A 15,834-nucleotide genomic window follows, 5' to 3' on the forward strand; every position below is an offset into this window, starting at 1 on the left:
TCAGCTTCTAGCCGCGACTAACCTTCTCAGTTGCAGCTAAGGCTGTCACCTCACCCGATTAAATCAGCTAATCCATTTGCCGCGTAAAGCCCGTTATCGTTGCGACAAAATTGCCACACTCGCCCCGCTAACCGGGGCGAAAGCCAGCTAACCCCAGCTAACACAACCCATTGATTCCCCAGCTAATCCCCGCTAACGTATTGATTCTAAACGTCGACTTTTAGGACTCCGAAGGCAGTGGTCGTGGGTTCGAATCCCGCCTGGTGCACCATATTTCAGCCCGGACCTGTCTCAGACAGTCTGCGCCCCCCAAGAAGCCCGCCCTGTGCGGGCTTTCTTGTTTCTGGCTCAAGCCTCTGTCGCAGGCGCGGGCAGCGCGATGTGGGTCCAACCGAGCGGAGCTATATCATCGGCAATGGCATACGCCTCACCCGCCAGATACCGCGCCTGGGCCGCTTCAATCAGCGTCATCCACACATCGAAGTACGGGTCGAGGCGACTTCTGCGGTGATGGACTTGCGCCGGGATCGAATCGATGCAGCGTTGCGGCATGGGCTGGGGGTCTATCCCAATCTGCACGTCACGCAGTTGATAGCGCCCGTTTTAGTGCCCGTCACCCGTCCTGCCTTTATGGCTGCAATCCCCCCGCTGATGGAACCGCAGGACTGCCTCAACTTTGCGCTATTGCACGACTCTGACCGGACAGACTGGGCCTTGTGGCTCGCGGCGCATGGCGTCGCAAAAGACCTTCGCGCCGAACGCGGGACGGCGTTCGAAGATGACTGTTTACTTATTCGCGCAGCAGAGGCAGGCCAGGGGCTGGCGTTAGTGGCGCAAGAGTACGCACGCGAAGAAATCGCTGCGGGCTGTCTCGTACAGGTACTGGATAAACCCTGGCCTGCACGCTTCGCCTACTACGTCGTGACCCGACCCGATGCCATGCAGCGCGATGAAGTCAAAGCGTTCGTGGAGAGGGTCATGGAGCAAGCTCAGGGTTCAATCTGAGCCAACACCTGTCGATACTTGGGTGCCGCCTGTAGTCGTTGACACGTCATGCGAGGCTACGCTCGGGCGCGTAGCGGTCGTAAACCGTTCAACCCGGGCCTCAGAGGCCCCCCTGTGGTCGGGTTTACGATCGCTTCGCAGTCGAACGCGGCGTGGGCAATGGCTACGTCTTGGTCGGTTATTGCATCGGGGCGTTGAAGCGCATCGTCATTTGGGTGATGAAGTCTTCAAGGCTCATTTTCTGGCCATTGAAGTCCACCTGCCCTGCTGCGTAGTTCAAGGTCGCCAGGATGTTAGTGCCTTCAACTTTTGCCAGGCCCGTGCCCACGGCAATGTTGCTGACCATGTCACTGGTCATGGTGCCAACCTGAGCCAGGGTCTGCGGATCACTTTGCCCTGCCAACTGCGCCTGCACACCGGCAAGATCAGCAATCATCGGCTTGGACAATTGCAGCTTAGCGTCCAGCGAGGTCAGCAGTTGCTTGGTGACTTCTACCGGCGGCTGGTCAAGTGCTGCGGGCTGAGCCAGCGCAACGGCCAGGTTGAACTCACTTTCGCCATTAGGTGTTTTTACGCTGAGCTTCTCCACGGCCATCTTCGGCTTGGCGGCCAGCAAGGTTTCAAGCTGGGTTTGCAACTGGGTTTGCTCAGCCTGCGTCAACTCGCTGGCTGGCAACGTGCCGTCAGCCTTGGGTTGGAATTTGGTCTGGTAAATCTGAAACAACGCCTGCATGGCCGGAATGTCCAGGCTGCTGGCACTCATGACCAGTTGCGCGGTGCCCACCGGGTTGTTGTTGAGGGTGACGTCACCCACTTTGTAGTCCAAACGCCCGGACAATAATTGACCCTTGGCGGAGGTGGAACCTGTGTATTCGAAGTTGTTGAGCTTGAGCACCGACTGACGGTCACCAAAGGTGATTTGGCTTTCGCTCAGTTTCAGGAAGTTCTGGCCAAGGAAGAAACCAAAGTCGCTTTTGTTCAAGTCACTGGCCGCGGTCAGGCCATTGAGTTCAACCAGCAAAGGCGGTTTGTTAGGGAACACGGCATTAAGCTTGAAGTGGTCCATGTAGCCTTTGCCTTTGAAGTTTTGACCTTCGGCATCGGACTGCCCTTCCATGCTCATGCCCGAGAAGCTCAGGCTGGAGTTGGCGTCCAGGGCCATTTCCAGAGGCAGCAGCTCCATGTGGCCTTCTACTGCGCGGTTGTAAGCCAGCGTGACCTGACCTTGCAGCGGCGACTGCTCTTTGGCGGCAGCAAACCATTTTTCAGTGAACGGGGTTTTTACCAGCGAATAGTTGCTGGTGGCCATCACCGGCATCCACTTAAAGGTTTTGATGCGCGACCACGGCAAAGGGCCGTGCTCAATGTGGTCTACGAACAGTAACTCCACAGGCTGGGCAACCGGCCCGGCGGAGTCGTCCGACACTGTCACCCGGTAGTTGGCGGTGCTGCTGTAAAGGTGACGATCAAGCGATACCAGTTCGATCGAGCCGTGGGTTGGCGTGCCTTGCAGTTGCGACGCGAGTTCTTTGTTGGCTTCCTGGATCGACGTTTGCAGTACGCCTTCCAGTTTGGTCCCGGTGTACCAAGCGCCAGCGGTGTTCAGAGCACCTGCAATAACAACAATCCCTACTAGCACGCCTAATGGTTTATTCATCAGTTGACCCGTTCAATGTCCGTTGTGTTGAAAGTAATAGCGGTCTTTGCCAAGCCCGTCGTGGGCCGAAAAGTGGCAGCAGGGTAACACTGGCGACCCGCCGGCCGCCTGTTTCAGTCACGCAAAATTCATGAGGAGTGGGCGTAGAGACGGTCGATTTCATCCAGACGATGGTCAAAAGCCTTGAGGCTGGCGCTCCAGGTGTACACCAACACTTCCAGGTCGTGATCAATGCAGATTTCACCTACCGGATTTACAGATGAGTCGGAGTAATCCAGCTGATAACGCTCACGGGCCATTGCGGCCGCGACGTCAGATAACTCACGCGCGCAGTCGAGCCATTGGCGCTCCTCGCAGGGCAGCGCTTTGTCGAGTTTCAGGCATTGGGTTTTCAAGGCGTCGAGGCTTTTTTCCAGCGGGGTGCCGGTGAGTTCGCCCATAAATTCCTGGAACGTACGGCCCGGCTGCCAATAACTGCCCCAAAAGTAGCGGTCGAAAACGGTTTCGACCCGCCGCAGCGCGACTTTGGCGTCCCAGATCAAGACCCGGGTCTGGCCCTCTTCGACCTGGCGCTTTTTGATGTGCCGGGTTTGCACCGTCGCCCACGCCACCATCGCAATGGCCAGTACCGCAATCAACGCACTGGCGCTGTCGAGGAAAAACATCGCCTTATCGATCTGGTGCGCCAGCATGATGCCGTAGAAATAGGTCGCAGACAGCAGCACCACCGCGACCACCGCACACCAGAAACCGGGAGCATAAGGGTTTTTCATTATTAGTATCCCCATCAAGCATTGCCTGCGCGATGGGGAGGGCTAAAAGACCCGCGACGCCCTGAGCCATCGTTTTGATACCGACCTCTCAGAGCATAGCAACGCCCTCAGGGTTTCGCGTTGGCCGGGGCTTGCGTTCGTCCACTTTCCCAGCCGCCGCCCAGGGCCAGAAACAGGTCGATTTGGCTCATGGCTACCTGGGTGTTAGCGGCCGACAGTTGCGCGCGCATGTCGGTGTAGGTGCGGGTCGCTTGCAGGTCAGCCAAAAAGGACTCGCGCCCCGCCTGAAAGAACTGATGCGTTTGATCGGCTGCGGTTTTGGCCGACGCTTCGGCTTCTGCCAAGGCATCGCGGCGCTGCAACAGCGCGGTGTATTGCACCAGACTGGTTTGGGTTTCACGGATGGCGTTCAGCACCACACCGTCGAACTTGGCCAGCGCGCCTTGGGTGACGGCTTCGGCTTCACGAATCCGCGCCCGCGAACCGTTGGTAGGAATGGTCCAGCTCAACAGCGGGCCAAAGCCCCAGCGGTTGGTGGGTGCGGTGCCCAGGTTATCAATGATGCCGACGGTCCCGATGCTCGCGCCTATGCTGATGTCCGGGTACAGCGAGCCGGTGGCCACCCCGATTTCAGCCGTGGCCGCCGCCAGATGACGCTCTGCTTGGCGCACATCCGGGCGACGTTTGAGCAACGCAGCGCCATCGCCCACCGGCAGCAATTGCGCGATATGCGGCAGCTCGGCGCAGGTGGCAACGCCAGCGGGCAGTTGGTCGAGCGGCTTGGCCAGCAACATCGACAAACGAAACAGGCCGGACTGGCGCAAGGCTTCGTAGCGCGGCAGTTCAGCGCGCAACGATTTGAATTGCGTCTGCGAACGGGTGACCTGGGTTTCGTCGCCGCGCCCCGCATCCCGCAACTGTTGGGTCAAGTGTGTGCTTTGCGCTTGCAGCGTGAGCGACTCTTCGGCGATGTGGTGCTCTTCGTTTGCCGCGCACACTTGGGTGTAGGCCCGAACCACGTCCGCCACCAAGGTAATGCGCGCGGTGTCGGCGGCGGCCTGCGTCGCATCGGCGTTGGCTTGTGCGGCCTCAATGCCGCGCTGCAAGGTGCCCCACAAATCGAACTGATACGAGGTGCTGATACCCAGATCACCCACGTTGGCGACCGGGACTTTATCTGCCAGCAAGAACGCTTCGCCGGACTCTTGCAAGCGCTGGGCACCCGCCTTCACCGAGCCGCTCCAGCCACCTGCCGATTGCGCTTGTTCAACTTGCGCCCGCGCCCGCGACAAGTTGGCCGCCGCGACCCGCAAGTCGGTGTTGGAGGCCAGCGCCTGGCGCACCAGTTCATTGAGTTTGGGGTCTTGATAGAGCTTCCACCAATCGGCGGGCACGGGAGCCGACATCACGTTGGCGCCCTCGCCCGCAAACTCACCCTGCACATCCGCGCGCTGCAATGCGGCGTCTTTGGGCAGGTGGTAATCAGGCCCCACCAACTGACAGCCCGACAGCAGCAAACCCAGCCCTACGGCTGCCAGGTGAACAGCTTTCATTGCGCGTTCTCCTGCGCAGGTTTGGCCTTGGGTGAGTCTTCGATGATCGAGACGGTGGCGGTACGCCCGGCGATCATGCGGAAATCTTCGGGCACGTCGTCAAACACGATGCGCACGGGAATCCGTTGCGCCAAACGTACCCAGCTGAACGCCGGGTTAATGTTGGGCAGCAGGTTCTGGCCGCTGCTACGGTCACGGTCTTCGATACCGGCCACGATGCTTTCGACATGCCCGCGCAGGCGCGCATTGTCGCCAATCACGCGGATATCGACGCTTTGGCCGACGTGGATGCCGTCGAGTTTGGTTTCTTCAAAGTAGCCGTCGATGTGAAACGAACTGCTGTCGACAATCGACAACACCGGGCGCCCGGCGGTCACGAACTCATTGACCCGTGGCGCACGGTCGTTGACATAGCCGTCCACCGGGCTGCGCACCACGGTGCGGTCCAGGTTGAGCTGGGCACTGTCCACGGCCACTTGAGCTTCGGTGAGGGCAGCTTGGGCGCGCATTTCGCGGGACTGGCTTTCCTCCAGTTGCTCGCGCGCGACCAGATTGCCCAACCCTTTATTACGACGGCTTTCGCGTTGCGCCTGAGCCAGTGTTTCCTTGCGGTCTGCCACGGTGGCTTGGGCCTGGCGTAAGGCCAATTTGAAACGCTCCTGATCGATCACAAACAGCACTTGATCACGGGTGACGGGCTGGTTGTCACGCACCTCAACCTGCTTGATCAGGCCCGAAACGTCGGGAGCAATTTGCACCACGTCAGCCCGGATGTGGCCGTCCCGCGTCCAGGGCGCAAACATGTAATACATCGTCATGCGCCAGACCACGACGCAGGCAAACGCCACCACCAGCAAGGTGAGAACGACGCGGCCCAAGGTCAATAAAGGTTTTTTCATGTCATCAAATATCGACTAAACGAATCCACAACGCCAAGCAGCAGAGCGTAGAGACCGACGTTGAACAAAGCCCGGTGCCAGACCAGGCGGTAAAAGTGCACACGCGTAAGCACCGCGTGAATCACCAAAAACAGTAAATAAGTGATGCCCATCAGCACCAGAAGTGTGGGCAGGAACACCCCACTGACATCCACATCACCGATCATAACGGCGCTCCATCAATGCCTTGTACATGGGGCTGGGGCAGGTCGTCGTTGTCGACGATAAATTCGACGCCGGGCAACAGCGCCAGCCGCAAACCGCTTAACGCGTGCAGCAAGTGAACGCGTGCGTCACCTTCGTCCTGCAAATCGGTGGCATTGAGCGCACGGCGCGTACGATCCATCGTCATCTGCAACCCCGCAGGCACGGGCAAGCGTTCGCCCGACATCAGGCAGGCGCGAAAATAATCGCCCACGTCACTGACCACCTGGCGCAGCAGCAGTTGCGGGCCGCCGGTCACCCGAGGCGCATACGCGAGCAGGTCCAGCAGGTTGAGCGCCACGCGCAGCTCACGCACCGCAATGCCAGTGTCTTGGCCAGTCATGGCCAGACGCGGTAAATGTTGCATCAGGCGGTCGAGCATTTGGGCGCCCATCTGCCGGTGTTCCGCCAGGGTCGCCGGCTTGGTAAGGCGTACGATGTCGCGCCAACTGAACCGGGTCAGACGTTTGGCCGCCAGTTCAGCGCCAAAAGGCCGCGCGATGAGGGTCCACACAAACGCAAACAACAAGCCTATCGGGCCGGCCAGGTTGGCGTTCATGAACACCATGAAGTCGGCGTCGTAGGCACCTTGAATGCTGATAAACGATGCGGTGTTCACAATCGTCAGCAACGTGCCCAGATAGAAGCGCGGTTGCACGGTGAGCGTGCCGACACAAATAAAGGGCACCGCGAACGCCAGCACCAGCATCGGAAAATCATGCAGGTTGGGCAGGATCACGAACAGATACAAACTGGCGAATAACACCGACAGCGAGGTCCAGAAAAAGAACCGGTAAATCTGCGGGGCCGGGTCGTCCATCGCGGCAAAAAAACTGCACGCGACGGCCGCCAGAATCACAGCACTGGCGCCGTCGGTCCAACCGAGCAAAATCCACAACACGCACGCCACAACAATGGCGGTCACGGTGGAGAACGCCGAATAGAGCATCAGGCCGCGGTCCAGAAACGGCGTCAGGCGGCCCAGGCGCCAATGCCGATACACCGCGCGCCAGACCTCTTGATCGCCGGTGGCGATGGCTTGTTGCAAGCTGCGGCAGTCTTGCCACAAATCGATCCACTCGCCCAAGCGGTAGAGCACGTTTGACAACAACAGTTGGCGGCGATCATCGAGCGCCGCCGCGCCAGGTTGCAGCGCTTCAAGTTCGTGACGCAGGGCTTTCCAGTGCTCGACGGGCGCCCCTTGGCTTGTGCTGTCTAGCCATTGACGTGTGTGGTCGAGCAGCGGGGTCACTTTTTCCACCAGCTCGGGGGTGCGCCGTTCGAGGGCGTATAACGCATCGTCGAGGGCATCCACCACGGGCAGCAGGTGGATCATTCGCCCACGCAGTTCTTTTGTATTGCGCACGGTCTGCGGGTGCGCGCCCTCGTGGGGCAGCTGACCAATCATCAACTCAAGCGTGTTGAACGTAGCCACCATCGAGGAGCGCAAGCCGCTGGCTTTGTTCGGCTCTACATCGCGGGCCAGAAAGTGTTTGCTGTAGCTGGCAGCGTCACCCAACCACTTGCCTGCGGCATCGATAAATACCGGGGTCAAACGGCGCGGCCAGAACATGCTGCCCACAACGGCCGCGCAAACGATGCCAAGCATGATTTCTTCGGTACGCGAGATGGCAATGTCGAAAACGTTGAGCGGGTTATCGACGATGGGCAAAGCGATCATGGGCATGGTGTAGCCCGCCAGCATGAAGATGTAACTGTTGGCGGTGCGCAGGTGCAGCGACAGGAACAACAGGATGCCGGTCCACAGAGCAATCACGAGCACCAGCAAAAACGGGGTTTGCACAAACAACGGCACAAAGAACACGGCCGCCGCGGCACCCAGCAAGGTGCCGAGGGCGCGGTACACGGCCTTGGAGCTGGTTGGCCCAACGAAGGGGCTGGAAACGATGTAAACCGTCGCCATCGCCCAATACGGACGCGGCATTTCCATGAGTAGGGCGATGTACAGCGCAATCATCGACGCGGCGAAAGTACGTACGCCGTAAAACCAGTCGCGGGCCGGCGGCATGCTGCTGAAAAAACCGTTCAAGAGCCAGCTCCGTCAGTCAGTTGACCGGCTGCTTCGAAAGCTTTAATCACCCGCAACGCAGCTTGCTGGTCGGCCAGCGAGATGTCGGCCAGCGCCGCGTGGCGCAACTGCACCAGTTGCGCTTCAATCGCCTGCGCCAACGCTCGGCCAGTGTCGGTGAGGCTTAAGGTCTTGGCGCGTCGGTCACTGGCGTCTTCGCAACGGCGCACATAGCCGTCTTTGCACAGTTGATCGAGCAGGCGCACCAGCGACGGACTTTCCATACCCGCAGCATGGGCGACGGTCACTTGCCGCACGCCCTCACCCAAACGCCCGATGATCAGCAGCGGCATGGCGCAGGCTTCGGAAATACCGTAGTTGATCAACGTGGTTTGGCACACGCGACGCCAATGGCGAGTCGCGACCACCATCCCGGTGCTGAGGCTCATTTGGAGTGAATCAAGAGTGTCAGGCAAGAGAAGTGTCACACAATGTTAGTTTGCTAACTATTAATACTGCGCGGCGAGCCGGTCTCAGTCAAGTGTTACAAATTAATTCTTTAACAAATAATTTCTGGCTTCTAATGGCGACCGACCCCGCTCGCGCCCGCATTCGCCCGTATCACAGGTCAAATATAGACGAGCCTGGGTGTCATCGAAGAGTGGGGGGTGCACATCGCGGGCGGCATGGAGCCAGATACCCGCCAGCGAGAATTGGCTCAACAGCAGGCTGGAGCCTTCGTCGCACCAGATGGCAGACGCGGTGGAACCATAAAACGCACCGCCGAGGCGAGCAGCAAAATAGCCCAGAGCCACGGCAGACGAATCAATGTGGCCAATACTCCGTGAGGCTGCTGCGAAATACGAGGCACAGGCTCGCTGACATGGTGACTGCTAAGTACGCCCATCCTTCACCTGCTAACTGTTGAAACTGCGTAATGGGCTGTTGTAATGCGGCCAAGCGTAGGCCACAAACCCCTTTAAAAGCAGGGTCAGGCGGGCCCTCGCACGAGGAGTCTGCCGCCAATCGATTGTTGGCCTATGCTCACATCATTGTGTTCGTCGCGACCTTGAGGGGGGCTGTTCAATGTTCTACGTGCAACGTGATGCCCAAGGTGCTTTAAGTCGGGTTGATGCGCTTGAATTTGCAGGGGCCAGCGAAACGCTGCCTGCTGACCACCCTGAAATACTGGCGTGGCAAACCAATGTGATCGTTGAAAAGCGTTTGCAGCAACTGCGCCACAGTGACCTGGAAATGATCCGGGTACTCGACGACCTGATTCAGGTACTCACGCAAAAAGGGGTCATTCGTGTCACCGACTTGCCGGCGGCGGCTCAAGCCAAGTTGATGGACCGCACGCAAGCCCGTGAAGCACTCGATGGCCTGAACCATTTAATTACCGATGATGAAAGCGGGCTGATTTAACCCGGCATTACTTCCAGAGCGCGGGCGAGCCGAACAGTTGACCTTGCACGCCCCATAAACCCATGTCGCGGATAACCTTCAACTCACCTTCTGTCTCGACACGCTCAGCGATCAGCGGCAAATCAATACTGTGGGCGGCATGCTGAATCGCCTCGATAAACAGACGCTTGTCGGGCTCCTGATCGATGGCGCGGATATAACTGCTGTCGATCTTCAAATACGCGAGGCCCAGGCTCGCCAAGTTGCCGATCATGCTGAAGCGCCCGCCAAAACGTTGCAGGCTCAACGAAAAGCCCAACTCACGCAGACGACGGGTGATCTGCTCCAGCACCGCTTGTTCCGGGATGTGTTCTTCGGCTATTTCCAGCGTGAGCCGAGGGCCAAGGTCACGGTTTTTATGCAGCAGGTGCATCAGTCGGTCTAGCGACTGCGGATCAGCCATAGACGTTGGCGACAGGTTCAACGCCAAGGACTGGTCGTGGTCTCGCATTTGCTCAAGTACCCGGTCAAAGATCAGGCTGTCCAGCCGGTCAGACCAGCCAAAGCGTTCCAACCAAGGCAGAAAGCGCCCCGCAGGGATCGCTTGGCCGCCATCGTCGAGCAAACGCGACATGACTTTGTAATGCAACACCATCGCGGGATTCTGAGCGGCCACGACCGGCTGGAAATACAGTTCAAAACGCCGCTGGCTCAATGCCTTCTCCAGGAGGATGTACCACGCGTGATGATCCTCGCTCACGGCCAGCCCTTCGCTTTGTTCAATGCAGACCCAACAGTGCTCGGTATGAGCATCGGCTTGTGCCAACGCTTGATCGGCTAACCCTAGCACCGCTTGTGGCGTGTCCCCGGCCACATAAGACACAACACCAATGGTGGCGATCGGTGCCAGATCCGAGGCGCCTGTGGTCTGAAGGCTGACAAAGTCTGTTTCCAGCGCCTGCGCCAGTTGCAAGGCCTCTTCGTGGACCAGGCCGGGGGCCAATACGGCAAATTCGCCCCCGCGCACACGGGTGATCATGTTGTGTGTTTCGGGGTATTTGGCGCACTAACAACTGGGCAACGGCTTGCAGTAACTGATCGGTGTGTTGCCCGCCCAGGCGCTGATTGAGCCCAGCCAAATCTTTTACCCGGATCATGAGCAGATAGCCCGAACTGGCCCGCTCGCCATGCGCGACGCGGTCATGCAACTGCATGTCGAAATAACGTCGATTGGCCAGCCCGGTCAGCTTGTCCTGATAAGACTCGATGCGCAGGCGTTCGCTGCGTTCGGCCTGCTCCTGAAACAGGGCTTTGAGTTTTTCGACCATTTGGTTCATGGCTTGCACCACGCGGCGCAGTTCCGGAGTGCGCGGCAGTTCAGGCAGGCTGAGAAACTCTCGCCGGGCAATGGCTTGAGACTGTTCAACCATATAATCCAGCGGCTTGAGCTGACGACGCAGCAGCAAAGCACCCAGTATCGCGCTCACAACACCGCAGAGCAGCAACCACGCCAGGCTGCCCAATGCACTTTGCCAAAGCTTGGCGAGGGCAAACATGGGATGGCTGACCACCTCTACCCGTGCAGCTTGCTCCCAACCGCGACTGACAATGGCATCGCCGCCGGCCGGTTCCAGGCCGATCAGGTTGACGAACCATGACGGTACCTGGCTGCTATTGGGTGTCGCGCTGCGTTCGACCAGGACCTTGCCGTCCTTTGCATCGACCACCCGAATGCTGGCGTAGTAACCACTGTCGAAAATCGAGCTGACCATTAATTCGGTCATGGCGGGATCGTCGATGTTGGGGGTCAAGGACACGGCCAATGCGGTGGCAGCATCCTGAGCATGGGAGCGCAGTTGGTTGACGTATTGCGCACGCGAGCTTTCAAGGCTGACCATAAAGCTGCCACTGAAGGCGATCACCAGAAACAAACAGATCGCAATTAACAGTTGTTTGAACAGGGACATGGTTGCTCCAGGTTATTGGCTCGTCTCAATCGGAAAACCTTCTGCCTGCATTTTTTTCAGTACATCCTGCCAGCGAGACAAACGTTTGGTGTCGCCCACTTTCTTGGTGTTATTGGCGCCCGGTAGCCAGAGGCCTTGTGCATTGAAAGAATAGACCGGTAACAAGTCAGTGCGCTGGTTGGCGGGTTTGATGGCGTCCATCAAACTGTCGAGTACCAGCGGCATGGCATTGGGGCTTGGGTAGTAGGTGAGCACCATGTGCGCGCGGTTCAGGCTCAGGGCTTTTACGTACGTGATTTGCAGCTTCTCACTGGGTACACCCAGGTGCCGGAGGCTGAAATACTTGGCGATCGCGTAGTCTTCACAATCACCCGCGCCTTTCCAGAGCGCTTGAATCGGTGTGGCCCAGTAATCCTCCTGATGCCACAAATCGATGTCTTCGCGGTATTTGAGCTGTGCGTTGAAGAACTGGTTAACCACCCGCAGCTTTTCAGCTTCTGGGATTTGTTTTTGGGTGGCTAATAACTGTTGCCAGGCATCAATCCGTTTGCGGCCCTCGCCCAGGGGCCCGTAAAGCGTTTCGGCACGGCGGCTGATCACGGAAAAATCCCAATCAGCGTGCAGGCCGCCCAGCAAGGTGCCAGCCAGCAACAAGGCTGTTAACAACCAGCGCAAGGGTAAAGGAAGGCTAAACCGGCGAGCCAACTGCGTATTCCATCAAGCTGCACCTAAGAAGAATCTGTGCAAAGTGAGCCCAGAAACAAAAAAAGACAATGGCACCTTGCGATCACTGGGAGTGTAGTCGCGTTAAACTTGCTGTAACGAGGTTTGACAAGGATTCGGTCTGTACCTACTTTGAATTGGATCCAAATAATCAGCTGGTTATCAGCCATGGGTGCGCCAACGTGGCCGTCAAACTAAACCCCTTAAGCAGTATCGAAGTGCACGCTCCGGTTGCGGCTCATCAAGCCCGTTCGGTGATAGAAGAATCCTTGCGCACCGCCATCCTTGATGGACGCCTGCCCTGTGGCACTGCCATTCGACAGGAGGCGCTGGCTACGTTGTTTGGTGTGAGCCGCATGCCGGTGCGCGAGGCACTGCGTCAGCTTGAAGCTCAAGGCTTACTGCGCGTGGAGCAGCACAAAGGCGCGGTGGTAGCTCCCTTGATTGAGGACAGTTCGCTGGAGTCTTACCAACTTCGTTTATTGTTGGAATCCGAGGCACTGCGCTTGTCAGTGCCTTTATTGGATGAACAGGACTTTGCAGACGCCGCAGCGTATATCCAGGCGCTGGAAGTCGAAACAGACTTGAGCAAAGTGGGTACCCTCAATCGTTTGTTCCACCAAGCGCTCTACAACAAAGCACCCAACAAGAAGCTCTTGGCGTTAGTGAACGCTGGCTTGGTGGAAGAAGAGCGCTTTTTGCGTTTTAACCTGCAACAAATGAACTTGGGACCGCTGGCTCAGGATGATCACCGCGCCCTGTTGCAACTGGCCCGCGGGCGTGAGGTGCAAGCGTGTGTCAAAGAGCTGGAGCTTCATTTACACCGGGCTGTTAAAGCAATCACTCAGTATCTGGGCAACCAAAAACAAAACAGCCCTGACGTTTAAAACGACAGGGCTGTGGATAACTAACCGCGCGTTGAATCAGATTTTGAAGCTGTCGACCAACTGCTTCAGGCGGCTGGCTTGTTGCGACAAAGCATCGCAATCTTTGAGCGTTTCGTTGAGATTAACCACACCTTGCTGGTTCAGTAGGTTGATCTGGTTGATATCGACGTTGAGCGTTTCAACTACAGCCGTCTGTTCTTCAGTCGCGGCTGCGACCGACTGGTTCATGCCGTCAATTTCTTCGATACGCTGAGTCACGCTGATCAAACGGGCGCCGGCCTGGTTGGCCACCTCAACGCTCTCTTCACTGGAAACCTGACTGGCGTTCATGGTAGTCACCGCTTCTCGCGAGCCCACTTGCAGCGAAGTGATCATTTTATGGATCTCTTCTGCCGACTCCTGAGTGCGGTGAGCAAGGTTGCGCACCTCATCCGCTACAACAGCGAAACCACGACCCGCTTCACCCGCACGCGCGGCTTCAATGGCGGCATTGAGGGCCAACAGGTTGGTTTGCTGGGAAATCCCTTTGATCACGTCCAGGATATGGCCAATGTTGTCGGTGCTGGCATTCAGGGTTTCGATCTGAGCGCAGGACAAGCTAATTTTCTGCGACAGCTCGGTCATGGCCTGAATGGTCTGTTCAACCACCTGGCGCCCATCATCCGCTTGCTCACTTGCGCCGCTGGCGTGCTGCGAAGCATCGGCCGCGTTGCGCGCGATTTCTTGTGTGGCAGCACCTAACTCGTTGATGGCGGCAGCAACGCTGTTGGTACGCGCACTTTGCTCATCCGAACCCAGGATCGAAGCATTGGACGACGCCATCACCCGCTGGGACAAATCATGCACCTGACGGGTTGCCGAAGACACTTCGGAAATCGATGCGTGAATACGCTCTACAAACTGGTTGAAAGAGCTGGCCAGCAAGCCGAACTCGTCTTTGCTCTCAATCACCAAGCGACGGGTCAGGTCACCTTCGCCTTGCGCAATGTCCTGCATCGCGCGGCCCATCGTAGTCAAAGGACGCATCAGGAACTGAATCAACAGACTCAGCAGCACAGCAATCACGGCGACCGCAATAAACATTGCGATAAATGCAGAGGTACGGAATTTAGATAGCGGTGCGTAAGCTTTCTCTTTATCGAGCGATTGCCCGATATACCAATCCGCAGGCAAACCGGTTACAGGCGTGAAGGACATAATCCGCTCATAGCCATTGAGGCGCACTTCCTGGATGCCTTTCTGAATGCGTAGCGCACTCGACGGGTAGATATCCTTCAGGTTTTTCATAACCTGATCTTTTTCAGGACTCACGATTACCTGGCCGTCACCGCTGACCAGGAACGCGTAGCCCAAACCGCCTGAATCGACCGAGTTGATGATTTTTACCAAGCTGTCCAGGCTCAAATCGCCACCGACAACACCCAGCAACTCACCGTTCTTTTTGACTGGCATTGCGATGGTCACAATCAAACCACCGACTGCTGCCATATACGGCGGTGTCAGCATGGTTTGACCGGCAATGACACCTTGCTTGTACCACGGCCGCTCACGCGGATCGTAACCGTCTGGCATCTTGGCGTCTGGGCGTTGGGTAAACACGCCGTTGGCCTGACCCACATAGGTAAATTGAAAGTTCGACGTGAAGGCGGGCTGATCAACCAACCCAGGCAAATCAGCCTGGCTGCCTTGATGCGCCACATTTTGCGCGAGGCTTTCGAGTACCAGAATACGACCAGTCAGCCAATTTTGAACGCTGCTGGCAGTCAGGTTGCCAGCTTGTTGCACTGACGACTCGATGTTTTGCTTGATGGTGTTTCGCTGCAGGTAGTCGTTGTACAACGTGAACAACGCAAACGCCAGAACCACGACGCCTGAAGCGGCCAGAAGGATTTTATGGCTGAACTTGAGATTCATTTCATGGGACTTCTTATGCCAGGAGTGGGGATGCGTACGGGTGTGACATTCCGTGTAACAGCGCAGGCAGCCTTTTTCCGGCAGCTCTACTAAAGCACGCATTGCTCAAGAGGCTGTCGGCACCAACCTCGGAAAACTTAGCCATTTGTGATGGCATTTTGTTTAATCCGACGAAAGATAAATCCTTGGTGTTCAAAATCAGGCGCACACGGCCATTCAGCGAGAACACAAGGCAGGTTACGTTTTTGGCGGGCGGATGCTGAGCGGGCGCTGTGTGCGGTTTGCACAGCGCTTAGGCGGCTCAATCGGGGCGTGAGCGGATTCCCTGAACTGGTACGTCGCTGGTTCGTTGCGAGTTGGAAGACGCGCAGCAGCGCTGATGGATCTGTATGTCTACTTGAGCTCGACTATCAACGCAGCGAGCTAGAGGAGCCAGGGAATTGTTGCCGCATCATTGGCAATCGATTGAGTTACGCAGGACGGGAACCGAGCGTGGTGCGGCCAGGGCCGCAATCTTAAGATTTATCGTGCACAAAAACAAAACCCCTGTCTGCGTGAGCAAACAGGGGTTTTGGAATTCAATCTTGACGATGACCTACTCTCACATGGGGAAACCCCACACTACCATCGGCGATGCATCGTTTCACTGCTGAGTTCGGGATGGGATCAGGTGGTTCCAATGCTCTATGGTCGTCAAGAAATTCTGTGACAGATCCGTTAGTGAATAACGTGTCTGTGAAAACTTGGTACTTCTATAAAAACAAAATCCCCATCTGCGTG

The 15,834-nt window shown here is 57.4% G+C and carries 12 protein-coding genes, 1 rRNA gene and 2 pseudogenes; 3 read left to right on the forward strand and 12 right to left on the reverse strand.

Annotated elements, in window-relative coordinates; genetic code table 11:
* Positions 1–381: 381 nt before the first annotated feature.
* The gene (locus GYN01_RS16040) at positions 382–1,005 is read left to right on the forward strand and encodes a LysR substrate-binding domain-containing protein (protein WP_338053174.1); all 624 of its coding nucleotides are present in this window, start codon (positions 382–384) and stop codon (positions 1,003–1,005) included.
* Positions 1,006–1,183: 178 nt separating this feature from the next.
* Here GYN01_RS16040 and GYN01_RS16045 read toward each other — a convergent pair whose 3' ends face one another.
* The 8 genes and pseudogenes from GYN01_RS16045 to GYN01_RS22325 all read right to left on the reverse strand — a co-directional run.
* Positions 1,184–2,662: a YdgA family protein gene (locus GYN01_RS16045; protein WP_048403018.1), complete on the reverse strand. Its 1,479-nt coding sequence runs from the start codon at positions 2,660–2,662 to the stop codon at positions 1,184–1,186.
* Positions 2,663–2,790: 128 nt separating this feature from the next.
* Positions 2,791–3,435: a hypothetical protein gene (locus GYN01_RS16050; protein WP_048364731.1), complete on the reverse strand. Its 645-nt coding sequence runs from the start codon at positions 3,433–3,435 to the stop codon at positions 2,791–2,793.
* 107 nt (positions 3,436–3,542) lie between these two features.
* The gene (locus tag GYN01_RS16055; protein WP_048364732.1) at positions 3,543–4,988 is read right to left on the reverse strand and encodes an efflux transporter outer membrane subunit; all 1,446 of its coding nucleotides are present in this window, start codon (positions 4,986–4,988) and stop codon (positions 3,543–3,545) included.
* Complete coding sequence (locus GYN01_RS16060) at positions 4,985–5,887, reverse strand: efflux RND transporter periplasmic adaptor subunit (RefSeq protein WP_048364733.1); 903 nt, start codon at positions 5,885–5,887, stop codon at positions 4,985–4,987. Before GYN01_RS16060 ends, GYN01_RS16055 begins: the two co-directional genes overlap by 4 nt.
* On the reverse strand, positions 5,884–6,093 hold the full coding sequence (locus GYN01_RS16065; RefSeq protein WP_048364734.1) for a DUF1656 domain-containing protein: 210 nt from the start codon (positions 6,091–6,093) through the stop codon (positions 5,884–5,886). The genes GYN01_RS16060 and GYN01_RS16065 overlap by 4 nt, the downstream gene beginning before the upstream one ends.
* Positions 6,090–8,180, reverse strand: coding sequence for an FUSC family protein (locus tag GYN01_RS16070; protein WP_048364735.1), 2,091 nt, complete (start codon positions 8,178–8,180; stop codon positions 6,090–6,092). The genes GYN01_RS16065 and GYN01_RS16070 overlap by 4 nt, the downstream gene beginning before the upstream one ends.
* Positions 8,177–8,608 (reverse strand): MarR family winged helix-turn-helix transcriptional regulator, encoded by a 432-nt coding sequence (locus GYN01_RS16075; RefSeq protein WP_048364736.1) that lies wholly within the window; start codon positions 8,606–8,608, stop codon positions 8,177–8,179. Before GYN01_RS16075 ends, GYN01_RS16070 begins: the two co-directional genes overlap by 4 nt.
* A 207-nt stretch (positions 8,609–8,815) precedes the next feature.
* Positions 8,816–9,066 (reverse strand): annotated as a pseudogene (locus GYN01_RS22325) (glycosyltransferase family 39 protein); the annotation flags it as partial.
* A gap of 179 nt (positions 9,067–9,245) precedes the next feature.
* Between GYN01_RS22325 and GYN01_RS16080 the strand changes: the two are divergent.
* Complete coding sequence (locus tag GYN01_RS16080; protein WP_048364738.1) at positions 9,246–9,584, forward strand: hypothetical protein; 339 nt, start codon at positions 9,246–9,248, stop codon at positions 9,582–9,584.
* 7 nt (positions 9,585–9,591) lie between these two features.
* On the opposite strand, the pseudogene lapD reads toward GYN01_RS16080, so the two are convergent.
* Both lapD and lapG read right to left on the reverse strand, forming a co-directional pair.
* Positions 9,592–11,530: pseudogene (lapD, locus tag GYN01_RS16085) on the reverse strand (cyclic di-GMP receptor LapD).
* 12 nt (positions 11,531–11,542) lie between these two features.
* Positions 11,543–12,235 carry a cysteine protease LapG gene (gene lapG / locus GYN01_RS16090; protein WP_048364740.1) on the reverse strand — a complete coding sequence of 231 codons (693 nt, stop codon included), beginning with the start codon at positions 12,233–12,235 and terminating at the stop codon, positions 11,543–11,545.
* Positions 12,236–12,435: 200 nt separating this feature from the next.
* Here lapG and GYN01_RS16095 point away from each other — a divergent pair, with 200 nt between their 5' ends.
* Positions 12,436–13,140, forward strand: coding sequence for a GntR family transcriptional regulator (locus tag GYN01_RS16095; RefSeq protein WP_048364771.1), 705 nt, complete (start codon positions 12,436–12,438; stop codon positions 13,138–13,140).
* Positions 13,141–13,176: 36 nt separating this feature from the next.
* Here GYN01_RS16095 and GYN01_RS16100 read toward each other — a convergent pair whose 3' ends face one another.
* The gene (locus tag GYN01_RS16100; RefSeq protein WP_048364741.1) at positions 13,177–15,054 is read right to left on the reverse strand and encodes a methyl-accepting chemotaxis protein; all 1,878 of its coding nucleotides are present in this window, start codon (positions 15,052–15,054) and stop codon (positions 13,177–13,179) included.
* Between the two features lie 582 nt (positions 15,055–15,636).
* Positions 15,637–15,752: ribosomal RNA gene (gene rrf / locus GYN01_RS16105) — 5S ribosomal RNA — on the reverse strand.
* Between the last annotated feature and the right edge of the window lie 82 nt (positions 15,753–15,834).

Source organism: Pseudomonas weihenstephanensis (assembly GCF_016812185.1).
GTDB lineage: Bacteria > Pseudomonadota > Gammaproteobacteria > Pseudomonadales > Pseudomonadaceae > Aquipseudomonas > Aquipseudomonas weihenstephanensis.